A 16,428-nucleotide genomic window follows, 5' to 3' on the forward strand; every position below is an offset into this window, starting at 1 on the left:
GCGCTACCTTGCGCGCTGCGTGCCGCGCCACATCGGCGGCACATGCAGATAGGTCACGCTGCGCCACAGCCATTCCATCGGCCCGAAGCGGAACCAGTGCAACCAGCACCGGCTCAGCAGCGCCTGCAGCGCGAACAGCGCCAGCGCGAACGGCAATTGCCACACACGCGACAACTGCTCGAAATAACCCAGACCGTAGCCGTAGAAGATCCCGGTGCAGACCAGCGATTGCAACAGGTAGTTGCTCAATGCCATCCGTCCGGCTGGCGCAAACCATGCCAGACGCGGTGCCAGGCGCACCACCCAGGCCGCATAGCCCAGGCTCATCAACGGCCCGGCGATCAGCGACAGTGCGAAGGCAACGGACAGGCGCAGATCCAGCCGCGCCGGATCGATCCACGGTTCCAATGCATAACTTGCCAGCATCACGCCCAGTCCGAGCGGCAACGCGCCGTAGCGCAGCGTCGCAAACAAGCGCGGGAAGCGCTCGGGCGCAGAGATCGCGCCGCTGCGCACGAACCAACTCCCAAGCAGGAACATGCCGAGCATCGCCGGGCCGTTGATGCTGAGGCCGGTCATCGCCTCCTGAAGGTCATGCCATCGCTGCACCGTCGCTTGCAGATAGGTGCCGCTGCCGAATGCGACGCGCTGCGCCTGCACATTCGCCAGTGCCTGCTGCGCGCCATCGGCCATGGCAGCCTTCCACTGCATCGCCGCCGTTGGATTGGACTGCGTCAACTCGCCTGCCACGCCATACAGCAAGGTCAGGCCGGGTGCGCACAGGTACACCAATGCAGCGAACCACGGCAGCGTCACGGTTGGGACGTGGCGCGCGCTCAGCAGCAGCAACGCCAGCAGCGCATAGCTCACCAGAATATCGCCGGCCCACACCAGCAGTGCGTGGGCAAGGCCGATCGCCAACAGGCCGAGCGTGCGACGCAGATACAAACCGAAGAACGCGCGCCCAGCCTGCGCGGCGCGCTGCGTCATCACTGCAAAGCCCATCCCGAACAACAACGAAAACAGCGTGTAGAACTTCCCTTGCACGAACACGTAGACCAGCGCATCGGCGACCCGATCGGCACCCTGCCAATGCGGCTCGACACCGGTCACGGCCAGATCGAGCGGCCCGACGAAGCCTTCCATGTTCATCAGCAGGATGCCGAGCAGCGCCACGCCGCGCAGTCCGTCCAGCACGACGATGCGCTCGGTCGCAGCAATGGGGAACAGCACGTCGCGGGATGTCATCACGGCTCAGGCAACCAGATGCGGCGCCGCGCGCCGCAGAATGCAAACGGCCTGCCGATGGGGCGGGCCGTCAGGAACAGCAATCACGCAAGCTCGACGGCAGACCAGCGCGTCGAGGCGACCTGCCCGCGGGTCGTCTGCAACATGGCAACGCCCGAAGAGCGGTGCACGACCGGCGCGCATGCGCGCCCCGCCAACCCGGCTGCCGCGCATGCGCGTGCCTGCCCGACCTCAGTGGTGATGACCGCCATCACCGTGCACATGGCCATGGTCGCGCTCTTCCGCGCTGGCTTCACGCACTTCGACGATTTCCACGTCAAAATGCAGATCCTTACCGGCCATCGGGTGATTGAGGTCGACATCGACCACGCTCATGCCGACCTTCTGCACGGTGACCGCACGCGGACCGAAGTTGGTCTGCAGCACGACCTGGGTGCCAGGCACCAGCTTGGTGGCGCCGAAATGCTTTTTGGGCACGCGCTGGCTCAGGCCTTCGCGGTATTCGCCATAGGCATCGGTCGCCTTGACGTCCACGCCGAAGCTCTCGCCGGCTTCCCTGTCCATCATGGCCGCTTCCAGGCCCGGAATGATGTTGCCGTGGCCGATCATGATCGCCAACGGGTCACGTTCCTTGGAGCTCTCGATCGGCTCCTGGCCAATCTCGGAAACGGTGTAGTGGAAACGGACGACGCTGTCTTTTTCGATCTTCATGCCTGGCTCTGAATGGGCTGCCCGGTGGCAGACGTTGGAAGACGGCTTGTCGGCCGCCGGGTGCGCCGCCATCATGGCGACCTTTCGAACCGCCCATTATCCCGGCTCCATGCATATCACGCCAGTTTTCGCCGCCCGCCCCCGACGCGCCGCGGTCAGCCTGTTGCTGGGCTTGCTGCTCTTGGGCGGTTGTTCGTCGCAAACGCCAGTCCGACGGCCGACCGCGCCACCGCCGGCAGCGCGGGTATGGCCGCAGGTTCCACCGGCAAATCCGGCCGCTGCCAACGACATCTTGATGCGTGCATTGGGCCTGGTAGGCACGCCTTACCGGTTCGGCGGCAACACGCCAGAGACCGGCTTCGACTGCAGCGGGCTGGTGACCTACGTCTACAAGGATGTGCTGGCATTGGCGCTGCCGCGCACGTCGCGCGAACTGGCGGCGATCCAGGGTCCGCGCATCCCGCCCGAGCGACTTGCCACTGGCGATCTGGTGTTCTTCGGCTCCGGCGGCAGCGTGACCCATGTCGGCATTTATGTCGGTGAAGGCCGCTTCGTCCACGCCCCGACCACCGGCGGCACGGTCCGCTTGGATTTCCTCGATGGCGCGTACTGGCGTGACCACTATTCAGGTTCAAAGCGGGTTTTGAACTAAAATGTGACAATCATCACAATTAATGAAACGGAAATTTAACTTTTTTTGAACGTAACGATTCTTTCACCAAGGCATCATCACGCATCGACAGCAGAACTTGTGATTCCCGCGTGACGAACGACGAACAGACCAAAACTGGCGCCGCACCGCTTCCGCCCCGGAAACCGCTCCGCCTGCTATGCGCTACCGCTCTCTGGCTTGCAGCACTTCCCGCGTTTGCTCAGACCGCCAACAGCACTCCATCCGCTCCGCAGACGACCACGCCAGACAGCGCCGTCGCCGCCGAGAAAGCCGCTAACCGTAGCCGCGCCGATGCCGCGGCCACCGCTACGCTGGCCGCCCTGCTTCCGCACCTGGCCGCCAACGACGCCATTCCGCTGATGGACCGCTCGGCGATGTTCGCCGGCGACCTCAGCCGTCTACTGGCCAATTACGACGTCTCGCAAAGCGCGGTCAATGCAGCCCAGAACGCCGTGGCCGACAGCCGCGTGCAGGTGATCCTGAAGCGCGCCATGGCCCTGCTCGGCACCCCGTACGCCTGGGGCGGCGAGTCCACCGAAGGCTTCGACTGCAGCGGCCTGGTCGGCTATGTGTTCAAGACCGCGCTGGGCATCGACCTGCCGCGCGTCTCGCGCGACATCGCCCGCGACGAATCGGCCGAACTGATCAAGGACCCGAATGCGCTGAAGGCCGGCGACCTGGTGTTCTTCGGCAAGCGCGGCCGCATCGATCATGTCGGCCTGGTGGTCGGCGACGGCAAGTTCCTGCACGCGCCCAGCCGCGGCAAGGACGTGCGCGTGGATTCGCTCGCCAGCGGCTACTGGAGCGAGAAGTTCATACAGGCGCGTCGGGTGCTGTAATTCTGAGCATCTTAATTGCGTAGAAGAAAGCTGCGGCAAACCCGCGGCTTTCTTTTTGTGTGCATCGCTATCGCAATGGTCATATGACTGCCGCGTTGCGGCCGCTGCCGTCAACGTTCTCGCAGCTGGCGCAAGTGCTCATGCCAGTGCACGGCATCACGGCGTCCACGGTATTGCACCGATGGCTCCGGCAGCGCTGCACCGCCGGGAGCAGCCAACAAACGACCATGCAGCCGCCAGGCTGGGGCGGCGGGTACCCGGTATGCGCATGTACCTCGCGGACCTTTCGATCCTGAGCGCGCCATCCAACTCCTAGCTGACAACTGCGCGCCATGTCTTGTGAGCCGCGCTCAGGCAGACGTATCGGCCTTGTAGCGGGCCATGGTGTCCTCGATCCCCTTGCTCAGCTCCATCACCTTGAGCGCGTATTCGGCCAGGCGCTGATCTTCGGGCGTGTCCGGCCGCCAGGACGGCACTTCCACCGGAGTGACGCCGGCCGGGTCCATCGCCACGAACACGATGATGCAGTGGGTGCACAAGCGCGAATCGCCGCCCATCGGGCTGCGCGCACGCACGTCGATGGCGAAATGCATGCTGCTGCGCCCGGTGTAGACCAGCTTGGCCGACACCGCCACCAGATCGCCGATGCGCACCGGCGCCACGAAGCGGATACCGCCCACGGCCACCGTCACGCAGTAATGCCCGCTCCAAGCGCTGGCCGCAGCAAAGCCGGCCTGATCGATCCATTTCATCACCACCCCGCCATGCACCTTGCCGCCGAAGTTGACGTCGCTGGGCTCGGCCAGGAAACGAAATGTCAGATCACGCTGTTGGCCAATCACTGCACGCTCTCGCAAGGGAATGAGCCGAAAGTGTGCCATGCGCGTGCGTTGAGGGGATTCCACGATTGGCAAATAGAGCGCGCTGCCGTATGCCTACCTTCGTGGTGTGGTCGGCGCCAGTCTTGATGGCCAAGCTGGTGGTGGACGCGGCGCTGGCAGGCGGGCTGTATCGACGCATGCGTGGCGTGCAGGCGCAAGGCTGGTGGTGGTTGTGCGTTCGCCACACGCTGTGGCCACTGATCGGCGTGCTGGTGTTCTTTCCCGTGGTCGGCGCGGTCGCGCAGCACAAGGCGCCGCAAGCAACGACGTTGATGGAGGCCCTGCAAGGGCGATGACGCCGCCGAGTTACCGCCCCTGGTTGTCCTGCTTGCGAAGACACAGCCATGGAAAATGCAGCTGACGCAGTTTGAGCATGCGTCGCACGCGCGCACCCAGGCGACGCGGATCGAATAACCACCGCACCGCAAACGCATCAAATACGGAGTAGGTGTGCTGGTGATAGTGCTCGGCCAAGGTAGGCACGCCCAGACCGTTGAAATAGTGCAGGCTGCGTGCAGCGCTTTGGTCGGCACGTTGCCGGTCTGAATACAGCGGGCTGTCGAGGACGTGCAACTCGCCGCCGTCGCGCAGTTGCGCAAGCAGGGGGCGTATCAGGGCAGCAGGATCCGGGAAATACTGGATGCACGCCGGCACCACGATGACGTCGAAGACATCGTGCGGCAGTGCGACGGTCTGGATATCGGCAGCGACAAAACTCAGCCGTTGGTCGTGACCGAAGACGCGCGCGGCCTGCGTGAGCTCGGTGCGATTGACGTCGATGCCGCACACATCGCGCTGCAGCGATTGCGCCAGCAGCTGCGATAGCCAGCCATTGCCGCATCCCAGTTCCAGAATGGCACCCTCGCCGGCGCGTGCCTGCAGGTGCTGCACCAGCAACCTGCTCGACAGCGCGCGCACCTGCCATTCCAGGCAGGCACCGAGCTTGCCGCTGGGGCGCGGCAGGCTGCGGACCTGCGCATCGGTGTACAGCCGCCCCTCCTTGCGCCGCACCTGCAGATAGCGATCCTCGAACGGATCCTGGGCAAGCGTGCGTTGGACGAACACGCCATCCACGCTGTCCAGATCGGGCAAATGCGCCAGGCGCTCACGCACTACGGGAAATCCAACCGTCATGCGTGGCGCTCAGCGCAGCGGCTTGGCGCTGTCGGCGGGCGGATCTTCCAGCCCGACATTGGTCGACGCTGCGTCGTAGATGCGCTTGTCCAGCAAGCCGGTTTCCTTGGCCACCAGCACCGGCACCAGCATCTGCCCGGTGACGTTGGTCATGGTGCGCATCATGTCGAGGATGCGGTCGATGGCATACAGATAGCCGATCACTTCCAGCGGCAGATTGGCCGCGCTCAGGACCACCGTGGCCATGATCACGGCGGTACCCGGTACGCCGGCGGTGCCGAAGCTGCCCAGCACCGAGGCGATCAACACCACGAAGTATTGGTTGGACGTCAGCGGTACGCCGGTGTATTGCGCGATGAACACCGCACACAGCGCCGGATAGATCGCACCGCAGCCATCCATCTTGATGCTGGCGCCCAGCGGTACCGCGAACGCGGCGTAGTCCTTGCTGACGCCCAGATTGTGGGTGATCGAACGCATCGCCACCGGCATCGCGGCAAAGCTCGACGAACTCACAAACGCCACCTGCATGCCAGGCGCCGCACCGCGGAAGAACTTCCACGGGTTGAGCCCGTGCACCAGCAACAGGCTGCTGTAGACCACCAGGATATGGATGGCGCAGGCCACATACAGCGCCAGCACGAAACTGCCGAACGGCAGCAACTTTGCGAAGCCGTAGCTACCCACAAGGCCGGCAATCAGGCCGAAGGTGCCGAGCGGGGTCATCTCCAGCACGAAGCGCGTCACCTGGATCATGATGTCGCTCAGTTGCCCGGTGAGCTTGCGCGCCTCGGCCACGCGCTCGCCGAGCTTGACTATCGCAAAGCCCAGCAACGCGGCAAAGAAGATCACCGGCAGGATCGAGCCGCGCTCGGCCGCCAGCACGGTTTCGCCGGCGGCATTGGTCTTGGTGCCGATACCGGTCAACGCATAGAACGGGTTGGACGGCACCACGTCCAGCAGCACCTGGATCGGGCTGGGCACATCGCGCGGCTTCCAGGCCGAATCCACGCTCAGACTGAAATGCCCGGCGCCCGGCTGCATGATCGTGCCCACCGCCAGGCCCACGCCCACCGCCAATGCCGCGGTGATGACGAACCACAAGAACGTGCGCCCGCCCAGCGCAGCCACCGACTTCTGCCCGTGCAACGACGAAATCGCATTGATCACCGCGAAGAACACCAGCGGGATCGCGATCATCTTGATCAGCGTGACGTACAGATCGCCGAGCGGGCCAAACCACACCTCGGCCGCCGGCCCCATCGCTGCACCGGCAATCGCGCCGAGAACGAAGCCGGCCACCACGCGCTGCCAGAACGGAATGCGCAACCAGGCCGCAACCAGTTTCATGTCGTCGAATCATCCGGGGGAAGAGTGCATGCACCATAGCCCAGGCCCGCGCTGCCCGCGAGGCCACGACTGGAACAGCACTGTGTCATCGGTGTGACGCCACCCGTCGCGGCATAATGCGCATTGATTCAGCCACGAGTTCACTACCGATGCATTACCGCCTGCCTGCCCTCGCCGCCCTGACCACCGTGTGCGTGGCCGCCTGCGCCTCCACTGCCGGAAGCGGCGCCTCCGCAGCCTCATCGGTCCGCGTGGACGTGCCGCAGGTGACGCATCCGGCCGGCGAGACCCCGCAGTGGTGGTACCGCTCCGGCGCCGCACGTGCGGCGGGCAACGGCGCGATGGCCGGCAAGGCGCGCAGCGTGATCCTGTTCCTGGGCGATGGCATGAGCCTGACCACGGTGGCTGCCGCGCGCATCCTGGATGGCCAACGCAAAGGCGGCCCGGGCGAAGAGAACCTGCTGTCGTGGGAGCAATTCCCCGCCACCGCCTTCAGCAAGACCTACAACACCGATTCGCAGACTCCCGATTCGGCCGGCACCATGACCTCGATCACTACCGGCGTGAAGTCGCACATGGGGGCCATCGGGGTCAGCAGCGGCAACCGCAGCGACTGTGCCGACAGCTTGAACAAGGGCTTGTTGAGCTGGCTGCAACTGGCCGACAGCGCCGGCATGGCCACCGGCATCGTCACCACCACCCGCATCACCCACGCCACCCCGGCCGCCACCTACGCGCATTCGCCCGAGCGCAACTGGGAAAACGACACCGACCTGCCCGAGGCCGCGCGCACTGCCGGCTGCCAGGACATCGCCCAGCAGTTGCTGTCGACCGCCCGCTACGGCCGTGGCCCGCAGGTGGTGCTCGGCGGCGGCCGTAGCCAGTTCCAGACCGTGCAGGAACGCGACCCCGAATACGACGACAAGGTGGGCCTGCGCCTGGATGGCCGCAATCTGGTCGCCGAGTGGCAGCAGGCGCACCCGCAGGGCGCCTACGTCTGGAACGAACAACAATTGCAGGCCGCGGCCGGCGCACCGGCATTGCTGGGCCTGTTCGAGCCGGATCACATGCAGTTCGACCACGACCGCAACCGCGGCCCCCAGGGCGAGCCCAGCCTGACCGAGATGACCCGCACCGCGATCCAGTCGCTGTCGCGCGACCCCAAGGGTTTCGTGCTGATGGTCGAAGGCGGCCGTATCGATCACGCCAACCATGCCGGCAATGCCTACCGCGCACTCGACGAAACCGTGTCGCTGTCCGATGCCGTGCGCGCTGCCGTGCAGACAGCACCACCGGACACGCTGATCATCGTCACCGCCGACCATTCGCACACGCTCAACTTCGTCGGCTATCCGGTGCGCGGCAATCCGATCCTGGGCAAGGTGCGCGGCACCGGCGGCGAAGAAGGCGACCGCACCCAGCTGGCCACCGACCTGGCCGGCCAGCCGTACACCACCCTGAGCTACGCCAATGGCCCCGGCCATACCGGCGCGACCAACGCACAGTCGGCCGGGCCGAAGAAGTATCCGCACGAGCCCAGCAGCAGCGAGCCGGCACACGGCCGCCCCGACCTCACCCACGTCGACACCGAAGCGCCCAGCTACATGCAGGAAGCACTGGTGCCGACCAAGTCCGAAAGCCACGGCGGCGAAGACGTCGGCATCTGGGCCATCGGCCCGGGCAGCGCGGCGTTTCGCGGCACGCTGGAAGAGAACGTGATCTACCACGTCATCGTCCAGGCCACCCCGCGCCTGCGCGAGCGCCTGTGCAAGGCCGGCACCTGCGACAGCGCCGGTGTACCGGTGGAATTACCCAAGCCGACCACGTTCGAGGCGATGGTCAAGCGCTGATGCGCAAGCGGCGCTGCGGCGATGGCGGGCAAGCCGGCGCATGAGGCGGTCATCGCAGCGCCGCTCAACCGCTTCGGCTGGCGTCGTCAACGCGTTGGGCGATAACGCCTGGGAGTGGCAGCAGCAGCGGGCTGTCCGTTGTGCTGTCGGGTCGCCTGCGCGGCATTGGTGCGGTGATCGCGCACGGCAGCACGCTGCCCGAGTCGCTGCAGCGACGCACCGGGGTTCGAGTTGTGGCGCGCAGGAGACACCGGGGCCGTTGATGGCGCACCAGCAGGCAATGCAGCAGGCAAGCGACTGCCCTGCAGTTACCCAGCGGGTGCAGCGACTGTTCGCCCGGCGCGCAGGATTCGCTGCAGGATCGCGCCTGTGCTGACCGACACCTCGCCACGGCTCCCCACCACTCCGCCCGGCCCGGTGCTGCTGGGCTACAGCGGCGGAATGGATTCCGGCGTGCTGCTGCATCTGCTTGCGGCCGTGCCGCGCTATCGCCAGGCAGGATTGCGCGCACTGCATGTGCATCACGGGCTGCATGCCGATGCCGACGCCTGGGCTGCGCACTGCCAACGCACCTGCGATGCACTGCAGGTCCCGTTACAGATCGTGCCGGTGCAGGTGGCACGCGATAGCGGCCTTGGCCTGGAAGCGGCAGCACGCGAAGCGCGCCACACTGCGTTCGCGCACGCACTTGCGGCTGGCGAATGGCTAGCGCTGGCGCACCACCGCGACGATCAGGCCGAGACGTTCATGCTGCGTGCGCTGCGCGCCTCCGGCCCGGAAGGACTGGCGGCGATGCGCCCGCAGCGCCCGTTCGGCAACGGAACGCTATGGCGCCCGTTGCTGGCGCACGCCCGCGCCGATCTGCTCGCCTATGCGCATGCGCAAGAGTTGCGTTGGATCGAAGATCCCAGCAACGCAGATCTACGCCACGACCGCAATTTCCTGCGCAGCCAGGTCTTGCCGTTGCTACAGCAACGCTGGCCGCAGGCGGCCGATGCGCTGGCGCGCAGCGCACACCTGAGCGCCGATGCCAGCGCATTATTGCTGCAGCAGGACATGGCGTTGTTGCCAGGCGCGCGTACCGCAAACGGCGCGCTGGATTTGCACGCGCTGCGTGCGCACCCTGTCGAACAAAGAACCCGGCTGCTGCGCGCCTGGGTGAGCGCAGCGCATGCGCCGCCACTGCCTGCGCAAGGTGTGGCCGCACTGGCACGGGAAATCGACAACCATGCAGCAGACCGGCAGGCCTGCTTTGCATGGCAGCAGGTAGAAGTTCGCCGTTGGCGCCAGTGCCTGTTTCTGCACCGCCCCGCTGCGGTCTGGCCGTCTGACTGGCAGGCACCGTGGGATGGCGCAGCGCCGCTGCAATTGCCCGATGGTGCGCAACTGCAGCTGCTGGGTTCACCCGGCCTGCGCTTTGCGCAGCCACTGCTGGTGCGCGCGCGCCAGGGCGGCGAGCGCATCGTGTTGCCACAGCGCACGCACGCGCATCGACTCAAACACCTGCTGCAGGCGCTGGATCTACCCCCGTGGGAACGTGAGCGCCTGCCGATCCTGTGGGAAGGCACGCAGGTGCTTGCCGCCGGCGATCGCATCATCTCGGCCGTCCTGCACGCGTGGTTGCGGGCCAACGCCGCATCGCTGCAATGGTGCACAGCTGTCGATGCGAATTGACCCGCCTGCGCGCGCCCCGCACACTTTAACGATGGCCAAGAAGTCCTTGAACGAAACATCCCCGGTAGCCCGCTTCGAACAGTCGCTGGAAGAACTCGAGCAACTGGTGCAGAAGATGGAAGTCGGCGATCTGAGCCTTGAGCAATCGCTCACGGCCTACGAGCGTGGCATCGGGTTGTACCGCGATTGTCAGCAGGCGCTGGAACAGGCCGAGCTGCGCGTGCGCCTGTTGACCGACCCCGCCCGCCCCGAGCTTGCCGAAGCCTTCGAAACGCCGTCGCTGGACGGTTGAGGTGAGTTCGGCGCTGTTCGACCACTGGATTGCCCGCACCGAACGCAACCTGGAGGCAGGCTTGCCGAGCGTCACACGTGCACCGCAACGCCTGCATGCAGCGATGCGCCACGCGGTGCTGGGCGGTGGCAAGCGCATGCGTCCGTTGCTGGTTTACGCAAGCGGCGCATTGTTCGGTGCCGCTGAGGATCAGCTCGACACGCCTGCGGTGGCGGTGGAGCTGATGCATGCCTATTCGCTCGTGCACGATGATTTGCCGGCGATGGACGACGACGCGTTGCGACGCGGCCAGCCCACCGTGCATATCGCCTTCGACGAGGCCACCGCGATTCTGGCCGGCGATGCCTTGCAAACGCGCGCGTTCGAATTACTGGCCACCGCATCTGCCAGTGCCGAATTACGTGTGGGATGGATGCAGAGCCTGGCAATGGCTGCAGGCGCAGCCGGCATGTGCGGCGGCCAGGCGCTGGATATCGATGCGACCGGGCAACTGCAGTCGTTGCAGGAGATCCAGCGCATGCATGCGCTCAAGACCGGTGCGTTGATCCGTGCGGCGGTGCAGATGGGCGCACTCACCGGCGGCGCGGCGGCGGCCGACCAGCAGCGTCTGGATGATTTTGCCGACGCGTTGGGCCTGGCCTTTCAGGTGCGCGACGACATCCTGGATGTGGAATCGAGCTCGGCCCAGCTGGGCAAGACCGCCGGCAAGGACGCGGCGCAATCCAAATCCACCTACCCCGCCCTGCTCGGGATGGACGGCGCCAAGTCGAAGCTCGCCGAACTGGCCACGCGCATGCATGACGTCCTGCAGCCCTACGGGCAACCTGGCGAGACATTAGCCACCTTGGGCCGCTTTGCGGTGGACCGCGCGCACTAGGGGCAGCTGGCGATGCCACTGCACGCCGACATGAGCGGGTGCGGATGATGTCCGCATCGAGCGTTGACTCCCCGCTTGCCGCCATGGCGTGCTCTTGACCACGTAAAGCCATACGCCGGCCGTTCGTGACATAAACCGGGCAGGACATGACACGATTTGCGCATTCCGTGCGCCAGCACACGGTCAAAGCCTGCAACGCGAGCCGTCAAAGTGAGATATTCATCGCATATTGCAACTTTTTCTGCCTGGATTTGTGTCGGTCACTCGCGCATGCAACGCCGCAACACGTGACTTGCCGCACGCTTCCATACTGAATTATCTACATCGGTGATGTTTCAGCGCAATTCAGAAACGCGCTGAGAACAAAAATATTAATAATTGAACGACTTGTCGCGTTCGTTCCTCCTGCCTAGGTTGGGGTTGCCCGCATCCGCGGACATCCCCCGATCACACGGAGAGTCACTGGTGAAGAATGTTTTTCTCGCATCGTTTGCAGCAGGCACGCTGACCGTCGTCGGCGTGCTCGGTTCGGCGCAGGCACAGTCCGTGCGCGGACCGGTTCCGTTGACCATCGAACTGGCGCCAGTGGCCGACCAGACCGGACGACTTCAAGGCAAGATCGCCGTCACCGTCACCAACCACGGCAGCCAGATCGCACGCGTGCCGACCTATCAGCTGCCGCTCAAGTCGCTGGATAACGGCATCCTGGACGTGAGCCGCGAGGGCAAGCCGGTGGACTACACCGGGCGCCTGGTCAAGCGCGGCCTGCCCAGGGCGGCCGACTTCACCATTCTGCAGCCAGGCCAGAGCGTGAAGGGCGAGGTCGATCTGGCTGGCGCCTACGATCTGTCCACCAGCGGCACCTACACCATCCAGGTGCGCTCGTCGCTGCAGTACGCCTCGTTTTCCGACGGTAGCCTGATGAAGGCGGCCAACGGCGAGCCGGCCGTGGCCACCAGCACCCCGCTTACCGTCTGGCTGGACGGTGCACGCCGTGGTGTGCAACGCCAGCTCGCGGTCGGCCCGACGGCCGTGGTCAACGGCATCAACTACCTCAACTGCACCACCACCCGCACCAACCAGGCCGCCAGTGCCGTCGCTGCCGCGCGCAACTACTCGCAGAACGCGCGCACCTACCTCAACGGCGGCAGCACCGGGGCGCGCTACACCACTTGGTTCGGCGCCTACAACGCCTCGCGCTACAGCCGGGTCAGCTCCAACTTCGTCAACATCGACAACGCGCTGGACCAGAACAACGGCCAGCTGACGATCAATTGCAGCTGCGAGGCGGACCTGGCGAGTGCCTTTGCGTACGTCTATCCGAACCAGCCGTACGAGATCCATGTCTGCAACGCGTTCTGGAATGCGTCGAACACCGGCACCGACTCCAAGGCCGGCACGCTGGTGCACGAGACCAGCCACTTCACCGTGGTGGCCGGCACGCAGGACCGCGTCTATGGTCAGTCCGGCGCACGGAGCCTTGCCCAAAGCAACCCGGCCCAGGCGATCACCAACGCCGACAGCCACGAGTACTTCGCCGAAAACACCCCGTCGCAGAACTGATCGCATCATCGTCTGAAACGACAAAGGCCCGGCAGCGATGCCGGGCCTTTGCGTGAGGCGGCCGGATTACTTGACCAGGCGCAGCGTGAACGGGTAGCGGTAATACTCGCCGTTGTTGGCCTTCACCGCGGCCAGGATGCAGAACACCAGGCTGGCAATCCAAACCAGACTCGGCAAAAAGGCCAACGCACCGAACGTAACCAACGCCAAGATCGCCGCCGCGATCATGGCCAGCGTCGCCGTGATCTGGAAATTCAACGCTTCCTTGGCTTGATCGGTAGCAAACGGTTTGGACGGGCTGGCGTCCTTGCTGATCAGCCAGATCACCAGCGCGCCGATGAAATAACTCACGATGCCAAGCAAATGCGCAGCCAGCGCCAGGGTGCGCTCTTCCGACGGCGTGCTCGTTCCGAGCGGCGGCGGTGGCGGTCCGGCGTGCGATTCGAATTCGCTCATCATGTTTCCCCATGCATGGTTGTGGTGCGACGGACTGTAGCAACGATTCAGCCAGCCACCAGTGCTGGAAGACAGGGTCTTTCGCCGATGACAGTTTGCAACCCGTGCGACACCATGGTCGCCATCACGCTCACGAGAACGGCGAGACAGGGGCACTGCCATAAGGCAGCGGATAGCGATATCGCTCACCGCACGCCGCCTTCATCGCGGCGCGCAGCGACCACACCATTGCCACCAGCAAGGCCAGCAGCAGGATCGCCCCGAACACCACTCCGGCACCAAAGATCACCAACGTCGGCGCCAGCGACAACGCGCTCAGTGCCGACAAGCCATCGCCAAGCAGCATGGCCTGCCGGGCGTGCTCTGCGGCGAACGGCAGCGTGTCCCGCTTCGCCATCCATATCGCTCCTGGCAGCAGCCACAGCAACAACAGCCTCCATAACGCAAAGCCCAGTTGATAGTGCCCGTGACGAACAGGCCGATCCACATCGAAACATGCGCCACCGCCCCGAGCGTGCGCTCTTCTGTAGACACTGGAGTGTCGTTCGTGGCGGTGCCTGTGCCATTTTCCAGCGCGGGTGGGCCTTCAGGCGCTGGTTCGCTCATTCCTCGCCTGCCACCGTCATGCGGTTGATCAGCACCGAGCCGATCTTGACGTGCGAGCGTGGATCGACGTCGCTGCCGACCGCCTCGATACCGGCGAACATGTCGCGCAGGTTGCCGGCGATGGTCAGGCCGTCCACCGGATAGGCGATGGCACCGTTCTCGATCCAGAAACCGCCGGCGCCGCGCGAATAATCGCCGGTGACGGGGTTGACGCCATTACCCATCAGTTCGGTGACCAGCAGGCCGCGCGACATGCCGGCAATCATCGACGCCAGATCGCCGGCGTTGGCGCTGACCTGCAGGTTATGCACGCCCCCTGCATTGGCGGTGGTCTGCAGGCCCAGCTTGCGTGCCGAGTAACTGCCCAGCACGTAGCGCTGCAGCACGCCGTCGGTGATCAGCGCGGACTGCCGCGTGGCGACGCCTTCGCCATCGAATGCGGCCGAGCGCAGCCCGCGGCGCAGATGCGGCAGTTCTTCGATGTTGAACCAGTCCGGGAACAGCTTGGTGCCGACACTGTCGAGCAGGAAGCTGGCGCGGCGATACAACGCGCCACCGGAGACCGCACCCAGCAGATGGCCGACCAGCGAGCGCGCCACTTCCGGCGCGAACAGCACCGGCAGCTGGCCGGTGGGCAGCGAACGCGGCTGCAGGCGCGCCAGGGTGCGCTCGGCAGCATGGCGGCCGATCGCGTCGGGCGCTTCCAGGTCTTCGCGTGCCAGTGCGCTGCTGTACCAGCCGTCGCGCTGCATGCCATCGCCCTGCCCGGCGATCAGCGCACAGCTGATCGAATGGTGGGTGCCACGCTCCCGCCCGATGAAGCCATGCGAATTGGCATACACCGACAGGCTCAGCCCGGTGCTGGCCGAGGCGCCGTCGGAATTGCTGATGCGCGCGTCGGCATCGCGGCCGGCGGTTTCGCAGGCCAGCGCCAGATCCACCGCGGTATCGGCATCCAGCGCCCACGGGTGCCAGCTATCCAACTCGGGGAACTCGCGCGCCATCAGCTCCGGATCAGCCAGGCCGGAGGCCGCATCGTCTTCGGTATAGCGCGCAATCGCGCAGGCCTGCGCCACGGTGGATTCCAGGCTGGAATCCTGCAGGTCGGCGGTGCTGGCACTGCCCTTGCGCTTGCCGAAGTAGACCGTCACCGCAATGCCGCGGTCGCGGGTGGATTCGACCGTTTCCACATCGCCCAGGCGCACGTTGACGTCCAGGCCGCGCTCTTCGCTGCAGCTCACTTCGGCCTGGGTGGCGCCGGCCGCACGGGCGCGCTCGAGCAGGCGTTGCGAGATATCGGTCAGTGCATCCAGGCGCTGCAGGCTGTCGTCGGTGACACGGATTTCGGAGGAGAGTGCGTTCAATGCTTTATCCTTTGGATGCGGATCCATCCGCGAAAGCCCGGCCATCATGGCCGGACTGTCTGAATTTGGATGCGGATCCTTCCGCAGAGAGCTCGGCCGTCCATGGCCGCAGTGTCTGAATTCGGTGCGGAGTCTTCCGCCGGCGTCCGGCCGTTCGTGGCCGGAAATTTAACTAACCAAGTTTCGGGATGTAGTGGCAATGCGCGGACGCGATGAAGACACCGGTGAATTTCGTGGCGCCAGCCGCAGCCAGCAACGGCGCGAGGCGCTGGAAATTTTCGACCTGGGCGAAAAGCTGGTGGCACTGACTCCTGCGCAGTTGGCCAAGTTGCCGGTGCCCGCGTCGTTGATCCCGCATATCGAAGAGAGCAAGCGCATCACCTCGCATATCGCCCACAAGCGGCAGCTGGCGTTTCTGGCCAAGCACATGCGCCGCGAGGACGACGAAACGCTGGCCGCCATTCGCGATGCGCTGGATGCCAACAGCGACACCGCGCGCCGTGAAGTGGCCGCGATCCACCGCGTCGAACGCTGGCGCGAGCGCCTGCTCGCCGAAGGCGACGTCGCGCTGGCCGAACTGCTGGAAGCCTACCCGGCCGCCGACCGCCAGCAACTGCGTCAACTGGTGCGCAACGCGATCCACGAACGCGCAAAGAACAAGCCCCCGCGCGCCTACCGCGAGCTGTTCCAGGTGCTGCGCGACCTGTCTCACGAGCAGGGATTGGAGAATGGGGATTCGGGAGTGGAAGACGACCAGGATCTGGAAGACGACGAATAGCACCTGGCGGCCGCAATCGCGGAGCCGCTCAACCTGCGCCTCCGCCGCAGCCAACCGCGGGAGCATCCGTCCAACATCAGCAAGCTGGGTAGGCGACACCTGAGCGCCGAGAACGCTACGCGTCGCTACCGC

General features: G+C 65.4%; 16 protein-coding genes and 1 pseudogene. 9 read left to right on the top strand and 8 right to left on the bottom strand.

Annotated elements, in window-relative coordinates; genetic code table 11:
* Positions 1–3 precede the first annotated feature (3 nt).
* Both XBLMG947_RS09160 and XBLMG947_RS09165 read right to left on the bottom strand, forming a co-directional pair.
* Positions 4–1,248 carry a DUF418 domain-containing protein gene (locus XBLMG947_RS09160; RefSeq protein WP_065467968.1) on the bottom strand — a complete coding sequence of 415 codons (1,245 nt, stop codon included), beginning with the start codon at positions 1,246–1,248 and terminating at the stop codon, positions 4–6.
* 231 nt (positions 1,249–1,479) lie between these two features.
* Positions 1,480–1,959 (bottom strand): FKBP-type peptidyl-prolyl cis-trans isomerase, encoded by a 480-nt coding sequence (locus XBLMG947_RS09165; protein WP_065467969.1) that lies wholly within the window; start codon positions 1,957–1,959, stop codon positions 1,480–1,482.
* 109 nt (positions 1,960–2,068) lie between these two features.
* Between XBLMG947_RS09165 and XBLMG947_RS09170 the strand changes: the two genes are divergently transcribed.
* The gene (locus XBLMG947_RS09170; RefSeq protein ID WP_065468151.1) at positions 2,069–2,611 is read left to right on the top strand and encodes a C40 family peptidase; all 543 of its coding nucleotides are present in this window, start codon (positions 2,069–2,071) and stop codon (positions 2,609–2,611) included.
* A 110-nt stretch (positions 2,612–2,721) separates the two neighbouring features.
* Entirely contained in the window at positions 2,722–3,471 is a 750-nt protein-coding gene (locus XBLMG947_RS09175) for a C40 family peptidase (RefSeq protein ID WP_065467971.1), read from the top strand.
* 350 nt (positions 3,472–3,821) lie between these two features.
* On the opposite strand, the gene XBLMG947_RS09180 is transcribed toward XBLMG947_RS09175, so the two are convergent.
* Positions 3,822–4,313 (bottom strand): acyl-CoA thioesterase, encoded by a 492-nt coding sequence (locus tag XBLMG947_RS09180; protein ID WP_065467972.1) that lies wholly within the window; start codon positions 4,311–4,313, stop codon positions 3,822–3,824.
* A 98-nt stretch (positions 4,314–4,411) separates the two neighbouring features.
* On the opposite strand from XBLMG947_RS09180, the pseudogene XBLMG947_RS09185 reads away from it, so the two are divergent.
* Positions 4,412–4,648, top strand: a pseudogene (locus XBLMG947_RS09185) (hypothetical protein); the annotation flags it as partial.
* Positions 4,649–4,658: 10 nt separating this feature from the next.
* On the opposite strand, the gene XBLMG947_RS09190 reads toward XBLMG947_RS09185, so the two are convergent.
* The gene (locus XBLMG947_RS09190) at positions 4,659–5,486 is read right to left on the bottom strand and encodes a class I SAM-dependent methyltransferase (RefSeq protein WP_065467973.1); all 828 of its coding nucleotides are present in this window, start codon (positions 5,484–5,486) and stop codon (positions 4,659–4,661) included.
* A gap of 9 nt (positions 5,487–5,495) precedes the next feature.
* Positions 5,496–6,836: a dicarboxylate/amino acid:cation symporter gene (locus tag XBLMG947_RS09195; protein ID WP_065467975.1), complete on the bottom strand. Its 1,341-nt coding sequence runs from the start codon at positions 6,834–6,836 to the stop codon at positions 5,496–5,498.
* 116 nt (positions 6,837–6,952) lie between these two features.
* Here XBLMG947_RS09195 and XBLMG947_RS09200 point away from each other — a divergent pair, with 116 nt between their 5' ends.
* The 5 genes from XBLMG947_RS09200 to XBLMG947_RS09220 all read left to right on the top strand — a co-directional run bounded on the left by XBLMG947_RS09200 (position 6,953) and on the right by XBLMG947_RS09220 (position 13,092).
* A complete protein-coding gene (locus XBLMG947_RS09200) occupies positions 6,953–8,686 on the top strand; it encodes an alkaline phosphatase (protein ID WP_065467977.1) in 1,734 nt (577 codons plus the stop codon).
* A 369-nt stretch (positions 8,687–9,055) separates the two neighbouring features.
* On the top strand, positions 9,056–10,360 hold the full coding sequence (gene tilS / locus XBLMG947_RS09205) for a tRNA lysidine(34) synthetase TilS (RefSeq protein WP_065467979.1): 1,305 nt from the start codon (positions 9,056–9,058) through the stop codon (positions 10,358–10,360).
* Positions 10,361–10,391: 31 nt separating this feature from the next.
* Positions 10,392–10,652, top strand: a complete 261-nt coding sequence (locus tag XBLMG947_RS09210; RefSeq protein WP_065467981.1) for an exodeoxyribonuclease VII small subunit — start codon at positions 10,392–10,394, stop codon at positions 10,650–10,652.
* A gap of 1 nt (position 10,653) precedes the next feature.
* Entirely contained in the window at positions 10,654–11,529 is an 876-nt protein-coding gene (locus XBLMG947_RS09215; RefSeq protein ID WP_065467982.1) for a polyprenyl synthetase family protein, read from the top strand.
* A 465-nt stretch (positions 11,530–11,994) separates the two neighbouring features.
* A complete protein-coding gene (locus XBLMG947_RS09220) occupies positions 11,995–13,092 on the top strand; it encodes a M35 family metalloendopeptidase (protein ID WP_065467984.1) in 1,098 nt (365 codons plus the stop codon).
* Between the two features lie 66 nt (positions 13,093–13,158).
* Here the strand turns inward: XBLMG947_RS09220 and XBLMG947_RS09225 are convergent, their stop codons facing one another.
* The 3 genes from XBLMG947_RS09225 to pmbA all read right to left on the bottom strand — a co-directional run bounded on the left by XBLMG947_RS09225 (position 13,159) and on the right by pmbA (position 15,518).
* Positions 13,159–13,623 carry a DUF4870 domain-containing protein gene (locus tag XBLMG947_RS09225; RefSeq protein ID WP_065468153.1) on the bottom strand — a complete coding sequence of 155 codons (465 nt, stop codon included), beginning with the start codon at positions 13,621–13,623 and terminating at the stop codon, positions 13,159–13,161.
* Between the two features lie 55 nt (positions 13,624–13,678).
* On the bottom strand, positions 13,679–13,945 hold the full coding sequence (locus XBLMG947_RS09230; RefSeq protein ID WP_083992989.1) for a magnetosome magnetite crystal formation protein family: 267 nt from the start codon (positions 13,943–13,945) through the stop codon (positions 13,679–13,681).
* A gap of 205 nt (positions 13,946–14,150) precedes the next feature.
* On the bottom strand, positions 14,151–15,518 hold the full coding sequence (gene pmbA / locus XBLMG947_RS09235; protein WP_065468157.1) for a metalloprotease PmbA: 1,368 nt from the start codon (positions 15,516–15,518) through the stop codon (positions 14,151–14,153).
* Positions 15,519–15,717: 199 nt separating this feature from the next.
* Here pmbA and yjgA point away from each other — a divergent pair, with 199 nt between their 5' ends.
* On the top strand, positions 15,718–16,296 hold the full coding sequence (yjgA, locus tag XBLMG947_RS09240; protein ID WP_065467986.1) for a ribosome biogenesis factor YjgA: 579 nt from the start codon (positions 15,718–15,720) through the stop codon (positions 16,294–16,296).
* The last annotated feature ends 132 nt before the right edge of the window (positions 16,297–16,428 follow it).

The organism is Xanthomonas bromi, from assembly GCF_900092025.1.
GTDB classification, from domain to species: Bacteria; Pseudomonadota; Gammaproteobacteria; order Xanthomonadales; family Xanthomonadaceae; genus Xanthomonas; species Xanthomonas bromi.